At 39.0% G+C, this 17,216-nt stretch carries 14 protein-coding genes; 7 read left to right on the top strand and 7 right to left on the bottom strand.

Going from position 1 to position 17,216, the window contains the following annotated elements:
* Positions 1-171: 171 nt before the first annotated feature.
* From R2R28_RS00600 to R2R28_RS00580, 5 genes are all read right to left on the bottom strand, one after another.
* The gene (locus R2R28_RS00600) at positions 172-1,536 is read right to left on the bottom strand and encodes a DUF1080 domain-containing protein (protein ID WP_316823762.1); all 1,365 of its coding nucleotides are present in this window, start codon (positions 1,534-1,536) and stop codon (positions 172-174) included.
* Positions 1,537-1,658: 122 nt separating this feature from the next.
* Positions 1,659-3,014: a Gfo/Idh/MocA family protein gene (locus R2R28_RS00595; RefSeq protein WP_316823761.1), complete on the bottom strand. Its 1,356-nt coding sequence runs from the start codon at positions 3,012-3,014 to the stop codon at positions 1,659-1,661.
* Positions 3,015-3,407: 393 nt separating this feature from the next.
* Positions 3,408-6,074, bottom strand: coding sequence for a valine--tRNA ligase (locus R2R28_RS00590; protein ID WP_316823760.1), 2,667 nt, complete (start codon positions 6,072-6,074; stop codon positions 3,408-3,410).
* A 350-nt stretch (positions 6,075-6,424) separates the two neighbouring features.
* Positions 6,425-6,523 (bottom strand): hypothetical protein, encoded by a 99-nt coding sequence (locus R2R28_RS00585; protein WP_410479154.1) that lies wholly within the window; start codon positions 6,521-6,523, stop codon positions 6,425-6,427.
* Positions 6,524-6,826: 303 nt separating this feature from the next.
* Positions 6,827-8,815, bottom strand: coding sequence for a heavy metal translocating P-type ATPase (locus R2R28_RS00580; RefSeq protein ID WP_410479153.1), 1,989 nt, complete (start codon positions 8,813-8,815; stop codon positions 6,827-6,829).
* A gap of 361 nt (positions 8,816-9,176) precedes the next feature.
* On the opposite strand from R2R28_RS00580, the gene R2R28_RS00575 reads away from it, so the two are divergent.
* The 3 genes from R2R28_RS00575 (at position 9,177) to R2R28_RS00565 (ending at position 12,806) form a co-directional block, all read left to right on the top strand.
* On the top strand, positions 9,177-11,210 hold the full coding sequence (locus tag R2R28_RS00575) for a M13 family metallopeptidase (RefSeq protein WP_316823758.1): 2,034 nt from the start codon (positions 9,177-9,179) through the stop codon (positions 11,208-11,210).
* A 346-nt stretch (positions 11,211-11,556) separates the two neighbouring features.
* The gene (locus R2R28_RS00570; protein ID WP_316823757.1) at positions 11,557-12,336 is read left to right on the top strand and encodes a DUF2625 family protein; all 780 of its coding nucleotides are present in this window, start codon (positions 11,557-11,559) and stop codon (positions 12,334-12,336) included.
* A gap of 5 nt (positions 12,337-12,341) precedes the next feature.
* Positions 12,342-12,806 (top strand): DinB family protein, encoded by a 465-nt coding sequence (locus R2R28_RS00565; RefSeq protein ID WP_316823756.1) that lies wholly within the window; start codon positions 12,342-12,344, stop codon positions 12,804-12,806.
* A gap of 4 nt (positions 12,807-12,810) precedes the next feature.
* On the opposite strand, the gene R2R28_RS00560 is transcribed toward R2R28_RS00565, so the two are convergent.
* A complete protein-coding gene (locus tag R2R28_RS00560; protein WP_316823755.1) occupies positions 12,811-13,149 on the bottom strand; it encodes an MmcQ/YjbR family DNA-binding protein in 339 nt (112 codons plus the stop codon).
* Positions 13,150-13,352: 203 nt separating this feature from the next.
* On the opposite strand from R2R28_RS00560, the gene mnmD reads away from it, so the two are divergent.
* From mnmD to R2R28_RS00545, 3 genes are all read left to right on the top strand, one after another.
* Entirely contained in the window at positions 13,353-14,021 is a 669-nt protein-coding gene (gene mnmD, locus R2R28_RS00555) for a tRNA (5-methylaminomethyl-2-thiouridine)(34)-methyltransferase MnmD (RefSeq protein ID WP_316823754.1), read from the top strand.
* A gap of 299 nt (positions 14,022-14,320) precedes the next feature.
* Positions 14,321-15,268, top strand: coding sequence for an aldo/keto reductase (locus R2R28_RS00550; protein WP_316823753.1), 948 nt, complete (start codon positions 14,321-14,323; stop codon positions 15,266-15,268).
* Between the two features lie 79 nt (positions 15,269-15,347).
* Positions 15,348-16,457, top strand: coding sequence for an AI-2E family transporter (locus R2R28_RS00545; protein ID WP_316823752.1), 1,110 nt, complete (start codon positions 15,348-15,350; stop codon positions 16,455-16,457).
* On the opposite strand, the gene R2R28_RS00540 is transcribed toward R2R28_RS00545, so the two are convergent.
* On the bottom strand, positions 16,440-16,760 hold the full coding sequence (locus R2R28_RS00540; RefSeq protein ID WP_316823751.1) for a hypothetical protein: 321 nt from the start codon (positions 16,758-16,760) through the stop codon (positions 16,440-16,442). The two genes, R2R28_RS00545 and R2R28_RS00540, sit on opposite strands and share 18 nt — an antisense overlap.
* Between R2R28_RS00540 and R2R28_RS00535 the strand changes: the two genes are divergently transcribed.
* On the top strand, positions 16,759-17,208 hold the full coding sequence (locus R2R28_RS00535; RefSeq protein WP_316823750.1) for a hypothetical protein: 450 nt from the start codon (positions 16,759-16,761) through the stop codon (positions 17,206-17,208). The two genes, R2R28_RS00540 and R2R28_RS00535, sit on opposite strands and share 2 nt — an antisense overlap.
* The last annotated feature ends 8 nt before the right edge of the window (positions 17,209-17,216 follow it).

Raw genomic sequence — 17,216 nt, 5'->3', positions numbered from 1 at the left:
GGGCTGTTTAATTTCTTTCAGTGCTTATGGCTCGGTTCCTTGTACAAACCGCTAATCATAAACCCGATTGAGCTAAATAGCCCGCAGCGCAGCGAGGACTATCAGCGAAAGCGGGACTGCAGGCTGCCATGTTTCACCAACGCCCATTTTCGAACAAATAAACGCTTAGCCTTATAAAGTTTTAATTTTAATGGTCCTGAAATCTACTTTATTGCCATGATCCTGTAGTAAGATGTGTCCTTTTGGTGCCTCACCAAAGTTTTTCCAATCTTTATATTTACTCATGGCAACCAATTTTTTAAATTCTTCTGAGCCTCGTGTATATTCTAAAACTTTTACCCCGTTTAAATAATGTTCTACTTTATTGTTCGGATAAACCACTAAACGGCCGTTGTTCCAGCTTCCGATTGGGCGCAGGTAACGGGCCTCTTTCTTAGCCGTCATTAAATCGTATAATGAGGCCAGTGTACGGTTTCCATCCCGCCCCAGTTTTGCATCAGGATGTAATACATCATCCAGAACCTGGTACTCCAGTCCGATGGCCGAGCCTGTATTTTTCTCACTTAAGGTAACGAAGTATTTTACGCCACTATTGGCACCAGGTGTAAGTTTAAACTCGAACGACATATCGAAAGCTGCATACTCTTCTTTGGTTACAATATCGCCTCCGTTGGTCGATTCGGCACCACCTGATGGTTCTACACTGATTACACCATCGGCAATTTTCCAGCCTTTAGCAGGGAAAGTAGTTTTATAAGCACCAATCCATCCTGCATTGCTCTTACCATCAAACAATAATTTATAACCTTCAGATTTTTCGTAAGCAGATAAAGTATTTGGCGTTAAATTAACCGTATAAATTCCTTTTGGAAAAGTTTTGGCTTTTAAACCCTCCGTTTGGATATTGATGTTTTTGAAATATACTTTTTTGCCATCATTTTCTAAATTATTACCAATTCCGTGAACCTGCAAACCAATAAAACCCGTTTTATCGAGCGTATCGATTACATAAGCAACGGGGGTACCATTTACCCAGGTTTTAGTTTCGTTACCAATACATTCGATTTTGTAATGGTTAAATTCATTCTTTTTATACAAGGGTTTGGCTGATGGGTTAAGCTCCAATGGATACAACCACAATCTTCTGGCTTCATCGTAAATCCCTCCTGTCCACGCTCTTGGTGTAGGATCTATCTCTACCTGCCGTCCAAAAACCAAACCTTTACCATTATTACCTTCAGGTTTAATATGGCTACGGGTTTGAATGCCTGAGTTGGTGGTTTCGCCTTCCAGTTTCACGTCCAGTTCTAAGATAAAATCGCCATATTCTTTTTCGGTAATCAGGAAAGAATTTGGTGTGCCTTTGGTCATAGCACCCACAATCATACCATCTTCAACTTTGTATGGAGCTGCACCGGCAACGGCTTTCCAACCGGTTAGGGTTTTACCATCAAATAAGGGTTTTGCCTTTTGGGCAGCAGCTGATAAACTGATCAGGGATAGGGCCAGGATACTGTATTTTTTGATATTTAACATGATAGGTTTAGGGATTTTCTGTTTTTCACTTATGGCAAGGCCCATTTTATACTGAACCTTTAAATAATAATTTGTTAAGCAAAAAAGATTGCTTCGTCATTCTTCCTCGCAATGACGGTAATCTAATATTTAAATACTTTTCCGTTTGCCATTACTTCTTGTTTTCCTTCATCGAAAGTGGCTTTTGCACCTGTTCTTACCGCAGCATTGGTCATGATATTGGCAATAGAATGCGAATAACCAGCTTCAACAGGTGCATTTGGTGTATTACGGCTTCGTACACATTCCATCCAGTTGCGCATGTGGCCAGAGGTTAAGGCATCGCCCCCCATATTAGCTCCTGTAGCTGTTTTAATTTCGGTTTTGCTTAAATCAAACTCTGGTAAAAGATTGGCTTTCATTCCCATGGCTGCTGCCTCTTCTTGTCTTAATCCTCCTTTTGGCGAGACTTTATTGGTAATTAAATTCAGTTCGCCACCGTTAGAATAATATACCTCGCCTGTACTGCCAACACTATTTTGCATGCGTGAGGTAAAAGTTACCTGGAAACCATCGGTGGTATCAGGCTGACCATAATCAAACACAGCAACCATCGAATCCCAGTTTCTGCGGCCATCTTTCCAGGTGTAAATGCCTCCATTGGCAACTACGCTCCGTGGATGTTTTAAATTGGTAAACCAGTGTACGGTATCAATCTGGTGGCTCATCCATTGACCAGGCATACCTGATGAATAAGGCCAGAACAAGCGGTATTCTAAATATTTTCTTGGGTCGAAAGCTTCGGCTGGACGATTAAGTAAGAAACGTTTCCAATCGATATCTTCTTCTTTTAATTTGGCTACCAAATCTGGTCTGCGCCACCTGCCCGGCTGGTTTACATTCCAAACTAAATCTACGGCGGTTATCGGCCCGAATTTTCCATCCTGGATAAATTTAGCTGCATTGGTGTAATTCTCTCCACTCCTTCGCTGCGAACCAATCTGCACAATCTGTTTGCTGGCTTTAACGGCTTTTAATGCAGCTTTGGCATCATCCATGGTTTCGGCAAAAGGTTTTTCTACATAGGCATCACAACTGGCTTTTACCGCCTCGATGGTATGCAAAGCATGCTGAAAATCGGCCGTACTGATAATTACCGCATCGAGATCTTTGGTGGCGTAAAGCTCATCATTATTGCGACAGGCTTTAATATCATGTCCAAACTTTGCTTTTAGATGGGCAATTCCCAGATCTCTGCGATAATTCCATAAATCGGAAAGACCAACAATATCGAAATTCAATTCCTTATTGTGGTTCAGGAAACACGGTAAAAGGGTATCTTTAAAACGGTCAGAAAATCCAACAACACCAACACGCACCCTATCATTTGCACCAATAATGCGCCCATAACTTTTGGCACTCATGCCCATCGTACCTACATATGTAGCTGCAGCAAATACTGCTGATTGTTTAATAAATTTTCTTCTGGAATTTTCCATTTGAGGATATTAGGTTAGATGATCACTTAAATAGTTTTCGATCCGGTAGATCGTTTTAACAAAATCTAAAATATGGTTAATAAAAGCAAACCTTAAATTTTCATAAGTAATATTTTTGAAACCTTATATTAAAATAATAGATAGCCACTGCAATAAACTTAAATAAACACCCATAAAACTGGTTTTTAAGGTAATCGCATGGTTTCAGCTATACTAGGAAAACGTTTGAAATAATTAATTGTTAATGAGGTAATTTTAATCAGCTATAAGTAAAGAAGCCTTTCAGAAGATAATCTGAAAGGCTTTTTAGGGAGATTCGTCGCCCCGAATTCATTTCAGGGTCTAAATATAGTAGCAGGAAAGATGCTGATCGCAGCGTCTGTAAAGTTATTGTTATCCTAAAATCGCCAAACTTTCTTCAATAATTTTAATTTTCGCTTCTGCATCTGCCTTTTTATTGCGTTCGTTTGCAATAATTTCTGGTTTTGCATTCTGTACGAAACGTTCATTGCTTAATTTAGCATCAACTGACTTTAAAAAGCCCTGCAGATAGATTAAATCGACATTTAAACGTTCGCGTTCTGCCTCTACATCAACATTTTCTGTTAGTGGGATGAAAAATTCATCTTTACCAGCCATAAAAGCTGTTGCGCCAGCAATTTTATCGTTCACAATTTCAGCTTCGGCTACATTGGCCAGTTTGAAAACAATGTTTAACCATTTCTCGTAGTCCAAATCAGAATTTACCTTAATACTTAAAGGTAATGCCTCTTTAGGTGAAATCTGTTTTTGGTTTCTTACATTTCTGATTTCGGCAACAACAGTTTTAATTACTTCTGCTTCTTTCAACAATTTCTCATCAAAAGCACCCCCTTTCGGGAATTCAGCAACAATGCAGCAATCCATTTCTCCTCGTTCAGCAAACAAATCATCATGCCATAATTCTTCTGTTAAGAAAGGCATATTAGGGTGCAATAATTTGATGATGTTTTCGAAAAAGGCTATCGTAGCTTTATAACTTCCGGCATCAATCGGCTGTTGGTAAGCCGGCTTAACCATCTCTAAATACCAGGCGCAGAAATCATCCCAAACCAATTTGTAGGTAATCATTAATGCTTCCGATAAACGGTATTGTTTAAAGTTAGCTTCAATTTCTACCAAAGCTTCGTTAAAACGGTTTTCGAACCAGGAAATGGCCTGGGTATTTGGGTTTGCCAGATTTTCATCAACTTCCCACCCTTTTACCAAACGGAAAGCATTCCAGATTTTGCTGGCGAAATTACGTCCCTGCTCGCAGTAACTTTCATCGAACATTAAATCATTTCCGGCAGGAGATGACATTAACATCCCTACACGAACGGCATCCGCACCATATTTTTCGATCAAACCGATCGGATCGGGTGAGTTACCCAATGATTTAGACATTTTACGGCCTAACTTATCGCGTACAATACCTGTTAAATATACATTGGTAAATGGTTTTTTGCCCATAAACTCATGTCCGGCCATAATCATACGGGCCACCCAGAAGAATAAAATCTCTGGTGCAGTAACCAGATCATTGGTTGGGTAGTAATAATTAATGTCTTTATTATCTGGATCTTTAAAACCATCGAAAACCGAAATCGGCCATAACCATGACGAGAACCAGGTATCCATCACATCGTCGTCCTGTCTTAAAAATGGCTCTAACTGATGTTTAAATCCAGCTTTTTCAGCATCCGAACAGTTTTCGTCAAGGTGTTTTTTCTTCCAGAATTCTTCTAAAGCTTCATCTTTGGTTTTGGCAACCACCCAGTTTCCTTTATCATCATACCAGGCCGGAATCCTCTGGCCCCACCATAACTGGCGACTAATGTTCCAATCGCGAACATTTTCCATCCAGTGGCGATAGGTATTTTCAAACTTATTCGGGATCAGGTTTACCTCGCCATTCAAAACATCATCCAGAGCAGGTTGGGCCATTTCTTTCATTTTCACAAACCATTGCATCGAAAGTTTTGGTTCGATAGCGGCATCGGTACGTTCAGAAAAACCAACCTGCGATTTATAATCTTCAACTTTCTCTAAATGACCAGCTTCTTCGAGCATCTTGGCAATTTTCTTGCGGGCCACAAACCTGTCTTCACCCACTAAAATAACAGCCAGCTCGTTTAAGGTCCCGTCATCGTTTAAAATATCGGTAACCGGCAAATTGTGTTTAACACCAAGCTCATAATCATTTAAATCGTGCGCTGGTGTAACTTTTAAACAACCGGTACCAAATTCAATGTCTACATATTCATCTTCAATAACCGGAATTTCGTGGTTAACCAAAGGCACAAAAACCTTTTTACCTTTTAAATGCGTAAAACGTTCGTCGTTCGGGTTAATACAGATCGCCGCATCTGCCATGATCGTCTCCGGGCGGGTGGTCGCAATCGTTAAAAACTCGTCTTCTGTCCCCGAAATCAGGTATTTAATATAATATAATTTCTGATTTACTTCTTTACGGATCACTTCTTCGTCAGAAACAGCCGTTTTACCAGCCGGATCCCAGTTAACCATACGGATACCACGGTAAATCCAACCTTTTTTGTACAAATGGATAAATGAATCGATTACCGCTTCAGAAAGATCTTCTTCCATAGTGAAACGGGTACGGTCCCAATCGCAGCTTGCGCCTAATTTCTTTAACTGCTCTAAAATAATACCACCATATTTCTCTTTCCACTCCCAGGCATATTTTAAAAATTCTTCACGAGAAAGGTCTTTTTTATTGATCCCCTTTTCCTTTAACATAGCCACCACTTTTGCTTCGGTAGCAATAGAAGCATGGTCGGTACCAGGAACCCAGCATGCATTTTTACCTTGCATACGGGCTTTACGGATCAAAACATCCTGAATGGTATTATTAAGCATGTGCCCCATGTGTAGTACACCGGTAACATTTGGCGGTGGAATTACAATAGTGTAAGGTTCGCGCTCATCGGGTTCTGAATGAAAAAATTTCTTCGATAGCCAATAGCTATACCATTTATCTTCTGTTTCTGCAGGATTGTACTTGGTGGATATGCTCATGAATGATATTAAAAGTTCAAAAATAGCTAATTAAGCTGAAAGACCAAAGCAGACTAAGCGTAAAGCTTAAAGACTAAAGTAGTTAAGAGGCATATTTTTCTATACAGAAGGGAAAGCGTTTTTATTTTTTAGAAAAGCAGGTGCAACATTTCATTTTAAAGTTAGTACTGCTTTCCGTTACAAGTCCTCTCCCGATGCTAATTTAGTGCCGATTTATCGGTAAAGAATCGGGATTGCGGGCTCATACACTTCAATCAGGTTTTATACATGGCTTTGTGCGCCTTTAAACTATTGCTTTAATACTAACTGTCATTTTTACTTTCCTTTTGAAAAACGGACATCAAATGGCGCTATAAAACCTTACATGGTTGTTTGTCAAGAAAGTTACCTAATTTACGATAGATATTGCCCGTGATTTGCTGATGCACAGTTGATGGTGCAGGGCTCATTTTAAAGATTTTACCTTTAATTAGTTCTACTCTTTCGGGCAAAAGCCAATTTAGGTAATTTGCATAACTATAAGTTAATGATACATCAGGCTCATTAAACTGCTCAACAGGCTCATCATCATTTAAAACTGGGTATTAAACAGGTTTAGACATAAACTAATATACTAATTTTTACAGCAATCCATTTTTTCTATTTTTTAACATATCTTATTTATCATTAGGAAGTTAAAGACATTAAGGTTTAAAACAATTTTTTAACTATCTGAATGCTAAAAGAAGTGGTTTATATAAAAGAAGAGCTTACTAAAACTTCATTTTCTGTATCCTTACTGCGTTTAAAATAGCCAAAAGCGCCACACCAACATCTGCAAAAACAGCTTCCCACATGGTGGCAATACCGCCTGCACCTAAAATTAAAACCAATGCTTTTACCGCAAAGGCTAATACAATATTCTGGATTACCACATTTTTGGTAGCCCTACCAATTTTAATGGCAGTCGCAATTTTTGAAGGTTGATCAGTCTGGATAACCACATCTGCCGTTTCAATGGCGGCATCACTTCCCATTGCCCCCATGGCTATGCCGATATCGCTGATTGCTAAAACCGGAGTATCGTTAATCCCATCGCCAACAAAAGCAACCACTTTAGTTTTGTCCGTTTTAATTTCTTCTAGTTTGGCTACTTTATCTTCGGGCAGTAAATCGCCATAATAAGTATCAATGCCTAAACCTGCAGCTACTTTTTTAACAATGGTTGATTTATCGCCGCTCAGCATCACCACCTGTTTTATTCCATTTTCGTGCAGTTGTTTAATGGCTTCTGCAGCATCTTCTTTCACCTCGTCAGCAATTAAAACATAACCTGCATATTGCTGGTCGACCGCTACCACAACTATACTTTCTTCAATATCTTTTATTTTGGCATCAAAATCTATATTAAATTTCTCAAGCAGTTTAACATTACCGGCCAAAACCACTTTGCTATTTACGGTTCCTTTTAAACCCATTCCGGCAATTTCCTCAATATTTTCTGCAGGATGGATTTCCTTATCACCGGCATACTCAACAATAGCTTTGGCAATCGGGTGTGTCGATTTTGCTTCAACAGCAGTTAACAGGTTCAAAAATTCCTTTTCATCAATGCTGCTTTCTACTTTCTGCACTTTAAAAACACCTTTGGTTAAGGTACCCGTTTTATCCATTACCACCGTATTCAGTTTAGTAATCAGATCGAGAAAATTAGAGCCTTTAAATAAAATACCATTTGCAGATGCAGCACCAATTCCGCCGAAATATCCTAATGGGATAGAAATAACCAACGCACAGGGACATGAAATTACCAGGAAAACCAACGAGCGGTATAACCAGGTTTGGAAGTGATATTCGCTGCCCAAAACCAAAATAGGAATAGTAACCAGCGCCAAAGCCAAAAAGAAAACAATTGGCGTGTAAACCTTTGCAAATTTGCGGATAAAAAGTTCTGTTTTGGCTTTGCGTGTAGTGGCATTCTGAACCATTTCCAATATGCGTGATAAGGCACTATCAGCAAAAGCTTTGGTTACTTTTACTTCGATTACTTTATCCAGGTTAAGCATCCCGGCTAAAATCGGTTCGCCTTTATTAATTGTACGTGGCTTACTCTCACCTGTTAGTGCTGCCGTATTAAAACTGCTTTTATCGCTAATCAATTCTCCATCCAAAGGAATTTTCTCGCCGGCTTTAACCTGAATGGTTTCGCCAATTTCAACTTTATCGGGCTTAACATCCTCATATTTTCCATTGCGAAGTACATGTGCAACATCGGCACGCACATCGAGCAAAGCTTTAATGTTTCCTTTTGCCCTGTTTACAGCCGCCATCTGGAACAACTCGCCGATGGTATAAAATAGCATCACGGTTACACCTTCAGGATATTGACCGATGCCAAAAGCGCCGATGGTGGCAATGGACATTAAGGAAAACTCGGTAAAAAAATCTTTTGCCTTAAAGGTTTCCCAAACTTCGCGCAGCACCGGAATACCCACAGGCAAGTAAGCCACGATATACCAATATGGCCTGATGATTTGAAATGCAGGTACATTAAAGAGATTATCAAAAGCTATCCCGATTAGCAGCATGGCCAGCGTTACTACAGCTGGTAAATAAGTTTTAAATGCAGATGGATCGCCGCCATGATCGTGGTCGTGATCATCGCCCTCATCATGCGAATGGCTATGATCGTGATTATGTTTTGGTGCAGCATGTGCTTTGCTACTGCAACAGCTATCTTCTTTATCGTGGGAGTGACTCATTATATTATATACTAAAACATCATTTTACCTGCTATCACTAAACCTAGTAGGTTTTGAAAACCTGCGAGCTTTGGATTGGTGTTTCAAATTTATGGAAAATAAAACGCTTTATCCCGAATCATTCTTAATAGCAATAATTTTTACAAGCGCACAATAAAATTTGTTAAAAAATGTTAATAGTGTATAAAAGATTTAAAATTATGAAATCTATTAAAATTCCATTCTCAGCATCCGAACTTATCAGGCGGCTCGGCTTAGCAAAAATCTACTACTGGTTTAACAAGTAATATTATTAATATATTGTTTCAGTATTGATTTGTATTTCATAAATTTCGCACCATAATACTAACTTATTAAGCGAATGAAATACCAAAATTTGAAAAGATATTTTGCGGCACTGGGTATAGTTGCTGCTGGCTTTTCTGCAAACGCACAAACAAAAAATTTTATCGATCCTGCCAACATGGATTTATCCGTAAAGCCAGGCGATGATTTCTACACCTACGCCAGTGGTACCTGGGTAAAAAACAATCCTGTTCCTGCTAAAGAAACCCGTTGGGGCTCGTTTAACGAACTTCGCGATTTCAATATCAATGCGGTAAAATCTTTGGTTGAAGATGCCGCAGCTGATAAATCTGCTCCTGCAGGCGCTGTAAAGCGCAGGGTTGGCGATTTTTACACCGCTGCTATGGATAGCGTAACCATCGAGAAACTGGGTTACACACCAATAAAAGCCGATTTGGCGAAAGTAAAGCAAATCAAAGATATTCCGGGTGTTTTAGATCAGGTAGCTTACATGAGAACCAATGGTTTAGGTGGCGGAATGTTCGGTTTAGGTGTTGGCCAGGATCGTAAAAACGTAAATAAATATATGGTAAACATTGGTCAGGGCGGCACAACCCTACCCGACCGTGATTATTATTTAAAAGATGATGCCCGCAGTGTTAAAATCCGCGAAGCATACAATACCTATATGGTTACGCTGTTTACCTTAACAGGAAGCGCTCCTGAAGAGGCGAAGCAAAAAGCAGCAACGGTTTACAAAATTGAAAAACAGTTTGCAGAAGCACAGATGAGCCGTTTAGAAATGCGTGATCCTTACGCCACCTACAACAAACTTACTGTTGCAGAGCTGAACAAAAAAACCCCGGATATTAACTGGACAACTTATCTGCCTAAATTCAAAATTAAAAACCAGGATACCGTTTTGGTTTCTTCGCCTAAATTTATGGCAAGTTTGGATGGCATGTTGAAATCGGTTCCGGTTGAAGACTGGAAAACTTATTTGGAGTGGAACATTTTAAAAGGCTCGGCATCAAGTTTAAGTTCTCCTTTTGTTAAGGCTAGTTTTGCTTTCACACAGGCGCAAACCGGTCAGAAAGTGCAAACACCACGCTGGCAACGCATGTCATCGTTAACTGATGGCACCATTGGCGAATTGCTTGGTCAGCTGTATGTGGCTAAATATTTCAAACCAGAGGCTAAGGAGCGTATGAACCAGATGATTGTGAACCTGCGTAAGGCTTTCGAAATCAGAATTAATGGTTTAGAATGGATGAGCCCTGAAACCAAACAAAAAGCTTTAGCTAAATTACATGCGTTTACGCCGAAAGTGGGTTATCCTGAAAAATGGAAAAACTATGATGGCTTAACCATTAATAAAGGCACTTATTTCCAAAACCTACGCAATTCAAGTGTTTGGGGTTATAACGAAATGGTTGATCAATTGGGTAAACCGGTTGACCGTAAACGTTTTGGTATGACACCTCCAACGGTTAATGCATATTACAGTCCAACTTTAAACGAAATTGTTTTCCCGGCCGGGATTTTACAATTCCCTTTCTTCGATCCAAACGCGGATGATGCCGTTAATTATGGTGGTATTGGTGCTGTAATCGGTCACGAAATGAGCCATGGTTTCGATGATAGCGGAAGTCAGTACGATGCAGCCGGTAACTTAAAAAACTGGTGGACAGCAGAAGACAAGGCTAAATTTGATACTAAAACCAAAGCTTTGGGCGAACAGTTCGATTCTTATACTGTATTAGACACTGTACATGTAATCGGTAAGCTAACTATGGGCGAAAACATTGGCGATTTAGGCGGATTAAATGCAGCTTACACAGCTTTTAAAATGACTAAACAAGGCCAAAGCAACGAGAAAATTGACGGTTTTACACCAGATCAGCGTTTCTTCTTAGCCTGGGCACAGGTTTGGAGAGGTAATATTTTACCAGAAAGTGCTGCTCAGTTAATTAAAACCGACCCACACTCTCCGGGCCCATACCGTACCATTGGTGCGCCTGTAAATATGGATGCCTGGTACAATGCATTTGATGTTAAACCTGGTGATAAACTATATAAAAAACCAGAGGATAGAATTAGAATGTGGTAGGATTAAGGTAGAAGGTTAAAAGGTGGGGGGCTTAAGGTTTTTTCCCCTCGATCGTTTTAAATCATTTTTTTATATCACCCCTATATTGCAAGCGTCCCGATTATTTTCGGGACGTTTTTTTTTGTTAGTGTGGTCCGTGATGTCAGGTGTTACCATCTGACATTTCAATTTACCCGTGCCTTGGTTCGTGTCTCCACCAATTAATATTTACGCGCCGTGGTTCGTGTCTCCACGAACCAACACTTAAACTAAGTTCAATATGTCTCTCAAATCAAAAAATTAATTTAACTCCTTTCGGCAATTCTTAAATATCGTTCTATCTTTGAAAAAACATAAGCATCCTTTCATGAACAGTGTACTTAAAACATTTTCTATCCTGGGTTTAACTTTATTTTCTTTAACAGGTTTTGCTCAGGAAAATAAATTAATCAGTCTTGACGCGTTAATCAACAAAACCGATCCGGCATGGCCTTTGGTAAAAAAATGGATCGATTCTGCCAAAAACAAGGTTGAAGTGTTACCTGTAGACTCTGCAAAAGCTAAAGAAGTATTATATAACGCACAAATGACGACTTATGCTACTTTAGGATCAGTAATTTATAATACTGGTGGCATTTTAGTAGATAATGGCTGGATCAGGATTTTAGGTTCAGGCAGCGAAAAACTGAACCGTAATATTGCAGAGTGGAATAAAGGAAAAACACTTGAAGAATATGGCGATAATATGCCCTATTTATTAATTGCTGATGATGCTGTTGGCGGTTTCTTTGCCATTAATTATGGCGGTTTGGGCAAAGACATAAAAAATGTATACTACCTTGAACCCAACAGCCTTACCTGGCAGCCGTTGGGTGCCGGTTATGGCGAGTTTCTTGTTTTCTGTTTCGACAGCGATCTTTCTAAATTTTACAAGGGCCTGCGCTGGGCCTCCTGGAGCCAGTTTATCGGCAATTTAGATGGAAGCAAAACTTATAGTTTTCGCCCATATTTATGGCAGGAAGGTACCGATATTGAAAAATGTACCCGAAAACTGGTTAACACTGAAGATATGTACAAATTCAATATCATGAAATCGAAAGAGTTTAAAAACGAGGAGGAAGTAAAAAAGCAAGCGCCGAAACAATAATTTAAATGCCGGATACATTAGCCATCATCACCCAGATCAAAAACACCAGAACTTTCATTTTAGCGCTTGTAAAAGATTTAAGCACCGAACAGTTAAATAAGATTCCTGAAGGTTTTAACAATAACATCATCTGGAACATTGCCCATTTAACCGCTGCACAACAAAACATGTGTTATGTAAGATCAGGCCTTGAAGTAACCGTAGAGGAAAAACATTTCACTCCTTTTTTAAGCGGAACAAAACCAGATCAGTTTATCAGAAAAGAAGAAATTGATTCGATTTTTGAGGTATTGTTAAATAGCATGGACCGTTTGGCAGCTGATTATGCAAGCGACATTTTTGTACAGTTCGATCCCTGGGACAAACGTTACGGCATGAAATTAAATTCAATAGCTGATGCCATAAATTTCGTTCCTTTTCATGAAGGCATGCACATTGGCTACATCATGGCATTAAAGAAATTGGTGTAAAAATCTACATGTACTTTGCCTGTGTTTTCTTAGGCAGTTTGGCTAAAACCATTGCCCTAGAATCGGACACCCTATTTTTCAGCTCCTTATCGGTTAGTACATCTAAATTTTCAACCTGAATCCATTGTCTTTTAGCCATGTGATAAGCCTGGGCAATACCATCTCTTGCGGCAAGCTCATCAAATTCTTCAGGATTACATTTGATAGAAAAACTGTTTCCTTCATCAATAGCGATAATGACATAGATTTTTTCCTCTATCATGAAACACAAATGCTCCCATTTCATACCTTCGGTAGTACCTGGCAAACTCAAACAATATGCTCTGAAAGATTCGATATCCATTTTAGGGTTTAATGTAAGGTGAAAGCTTAAAGACCAAAGGTAAAAGGATAAACACTAAAGCGCAAGTACCGGCACACAAGTATCAAGATAAAAATATCGAGATAAAACATGATCCTGAAATCTTATCAATCCTATTTAAAATACTACCAATCCTGTTCCTATATTTGCAGCATGATCTTGAAAAATTAATAAAATCCCAGCCCATGAATATTATCACCCCTACTGCCGATGGTTCGAATACACTTTATAACGAAACCATAGGCGAACATTACCATAGTAAACATGGCGCACTACAAGAAAGTAAACACGTATTTATTGATGCAGGTTTAAAATTTGCTTCAGTTGATCAATCAGAAATTTCCATTTTGGAAGTTGGTTTTGGAACCGGATTAAATTTTATTTTAAGCTTCGAGTATTGTGAACAAAACAACATTAACCTTAATTACACCAGTATAGAAGCTTTTCCGCTTACCAGTGAAGTAATTGAGCAAACCGGTTATTCAACTTACGTTCCAGCGGAGATATGGTCCAATTTTATCACCAATTATCCCGATGCCTTAAAAGCAACTCAAAAATTAACTTCACTTTGTACCTTAGAAATTCCGCATACTACTTTGGCCGAATACCAAACCGACCAAAAGTTTGATGTTATTTATTACGATGCCTTTTCTGTTCAGCACCAGCCCGAAATGTGGAGCGACGAAATTATAGCACATGCCTGCAGTTTCTTAAAACCCGGCGGAACTTTTGTTACCTATGCCATTACCGGAAAACTGAAAAGAGCAGTTAAAGCCTGTGGATTTGCCATCGAAAAATTACCTGGCGCACCAGGAAAAAGGGAAATGCTTAGGGCTATTAAGGTAGAAGGTTAAAAGGTCGGAGGTCCGAGGTCCGAAGATAAAATTGCAAAAACCTCCCTTTGTGTCTTCGTGCCTTCGTGGTTAAATAGTCCGAGGTCCCGCGTCCGAGGTCCGAAGATAAAATTGCAAAAACCTCCCTTTGTGTCTTCGTACCTTCGTGGTTAAAACGCATATACTCCCAACTCCATGCCCTCCGTGCCCTTTCTCTGTGTTCTCTGTGGTTAAAAAACGATAACATCTTTACATAAATCAGACCACCATCCAAAACCACTCCAACATAAATTTGTTAACATAACATTAACAACCGTATCATGGAAAAAAGAACCCTAGGAAAAACCGATTTAAATATTGCGCCCATTGTATTTGGAGGAAACGTTTTAGGCTGGACAATAGACGAGCAAAAATCATTTAAGATACTAGATCAATTTATAGAAAGTGGATTCAACTTTATCGATACTGCCGATGTGTATTCGCGTTGGGTACCGGGAAATAAAGGCCGCGAATCGGAAACAATTATTGGCAACTGGCTAAAAAAACAGAACAAACGCCACGATATAATGATTGCCACAAAAGTAGGTTCAGATATGGGCCAGGGCAAATCGCTAAGAAAAGATTACATCATTAATGAAGTGGAACATTCTTTATCGCGTTTACAAACCGATTATATCGATCTTTATTTTTCGCATTTTGATGATGAAAGCACTCCGGTTGAAGAAACCTTAAGTGCTTACGAAACATTGATTAAAGCCGGAAAAGTGCGCTGGATTGGTGCTTCGAATTTTTCTGCCGATCGATTAAAAGAATCGCTACTTAGTTCAAGCGAACACAGCCTTCCACGTTATGAGGTTTATCAACCGGGATATAACCTTTACGACCGTGAAGGATTTGAGCAGGAACACGAAAAAATATGTTTAGAGCATGGTTTGGGTGTAGTTACCTATTATTCTTTAGCCAGTGGCTTTTTAACCGGAAAATACCGCAGCGAAGATGACTTGAAAAAAAGTCAGCGCGGCGGGGGCGTTAAAAAATTTCTGAACGAGCGTGGTTTCAGGATTTTAGAAGCATTAGATCAGGTTGCAGATAAACACCATTTAGAAACTGCCTCAGTTGCGTTGGCCTGGTTAATTCATCATCCATCAATTACGGCACCAATTGCAAGTGTTACCGATTTGAGCCAGCTAAAATCATTTACAGAGGCCGCGAATCTAAATTTATCAGCGGAAGATATTTCACTTTTAGACAAAGCAAGTATCTATTAAAAAATAATCCCTTATATTTAAATGCCCGATTAATGAAACAATTACTCGGGCATTTTGTATTAAACAGGATTTAAAATATATGAAAGACAAACTATCATTTCTACCCAAACTGGCACTGGTTCTTTTCTGTTTAATAAGTTTAACCTACATTGCCATTTTAGGTCAGTCATTGCTGGCCCCCTTACTTTTCTCTTTTTTAATGGCTATTTTATTGCTACCCGTGGGCAATTTTTTAGAACGCCGGTTAAAATTTAAAAGAGGTTTATCCACCTTGGTTTCCGTAATTTTGATGATTGCGGTAATAGGAGGCATTATTTACTTTTTTGGCAATCAACTGAGCGATTTATGGGCAGACTGGCCTTTATTAAAAGAAAAAGCAAATGTTTCGTACCACGAGCTCCAAAAATGGATTTCGCATACTTTTGGTGTAAACTCGCAAAAACAGCTCGATTATTTAAATGACAGCACCGAAAAAGCGCTGGCAACCAGCGCTGCAATAGTTGCTACAACCCTGGCCACCCTATCCTCTACTCTTTTGTTTTTAGGCTTTACCTTATTGTTTACTTTCTTCATTTTAAATTACCGCAGGGTGTTGTTTACCTTTTTAACTTCAGTTTTTAGGGAAGAGCATAAAGAAAAAGTAACCGAAATTGTAAGTCAGATCCAATACATTATTAAAAAATATATCATCGGTTTATTCTTGCAAATGTTAATTGTTACCGTTCTGATGATCACCGTATTGAGCCTTTTAGGCGTAAAATATTCGGTATTATTAGGTTTAGTGGCAGGAATATTTAACGTTGTGCCTTATTTGGGGATCTTCTTTGCGCTGTTGGTAAGTTGTTTAATCACTTTCGCAACGGCGGGTGCGGGTAAAGTATTATTGGTTTTAATTGCTTTTGTAGGAGTACACGCGGTAGATGGAAACCTGTTGATGCCACTAGTAGTAGGCTCGAAAGTAAAAATAAATGCTTTATTTGCCTTTATCGGCATTGTGGTTGGTGAAATGATCTGGGGAATTTCGGGTATGTTTTTATGCATTCCTTACCTGGCCATGTTAAAAATTATCTTCGACCGGGTTGATAACCTTAAGCCATGGGGCATTTTAATGGGCGAAGAGCATAAGCCAGATAAAAAGAAACGTGTTTACCGGATCACTAAAAAGATTAAATTAGAGGAAAAAGATTAAAATGGCCGAAAACAGATCGCCACATATTTTAAGCACTTCTGCAAACCTGTTGGGAATCTGCTTTATTGTCCTTACCTCTCTAAAAAAGCTGGCACTAACAGATGGTTCTTTAATTGATGAGTTTGCCGTAGCGGCTGTGATGTTTTTTATGACCAGTTGTATTTTATCCTTTATCGCCATGCGGAAGACAAAAACTTCGAGCCAGCGGTTAGAAAAAACAGCAGATTTTATTTTTTTGTCGGGTTTGGTGATATTGTTCATAGCAACCATTCTAATTGCATTTAATCTGATAAAATAATTCATGAAACCTTTATTTGTATTGCTCTTTGTATATGTGGCGCTATTGGCTTTTGGTGGTCATACTACATTTGATAAGGGGAATATTTTTGCCGGCAATATTGCCATGGGCGTGATGTTACTTTTTACTGCTATAGGGCATTTTAAGTTTAAAACCAGTATGGCGGCAATGATTCCATTATTTATTCCTAAAAAGGTAGAAATTGTGATTTTTACAGGAGTACTGGAAATTTTATTTGCCATAGGTTTAGGCATAGAAAGTACACGGTATTATACAGGAATCGCTTTAATCATCTTTTACATCGCCATTTTACCGGCTAATATTTATGCGGCAAAACACCGGATTAATTACGAAGATTTATATAAACCCGGGCCAGGACCAAAATATTTATGGTTCAGGATACCTTTTCAGCTTTTCTTAATCGCCTGGGTTTGGTATTTTAGCGTCCGATAATTTACCTC

Source organism: Pedobacter miscanthi, from assembly GCF_032678605.1.
Taxonomy (GTDB): Bacteria; Bacteroidota; Bacteroidia; order Sphingobacteriales; family Sphingobacteriaceae; genus Pedobacter; species Pedobacter miscanthi_A.
The sequence above is the reverse complement of the archived record's forward strand: the minus strand, read 5'-3'. Positions and strand labels throughout refer to the sequence as shown.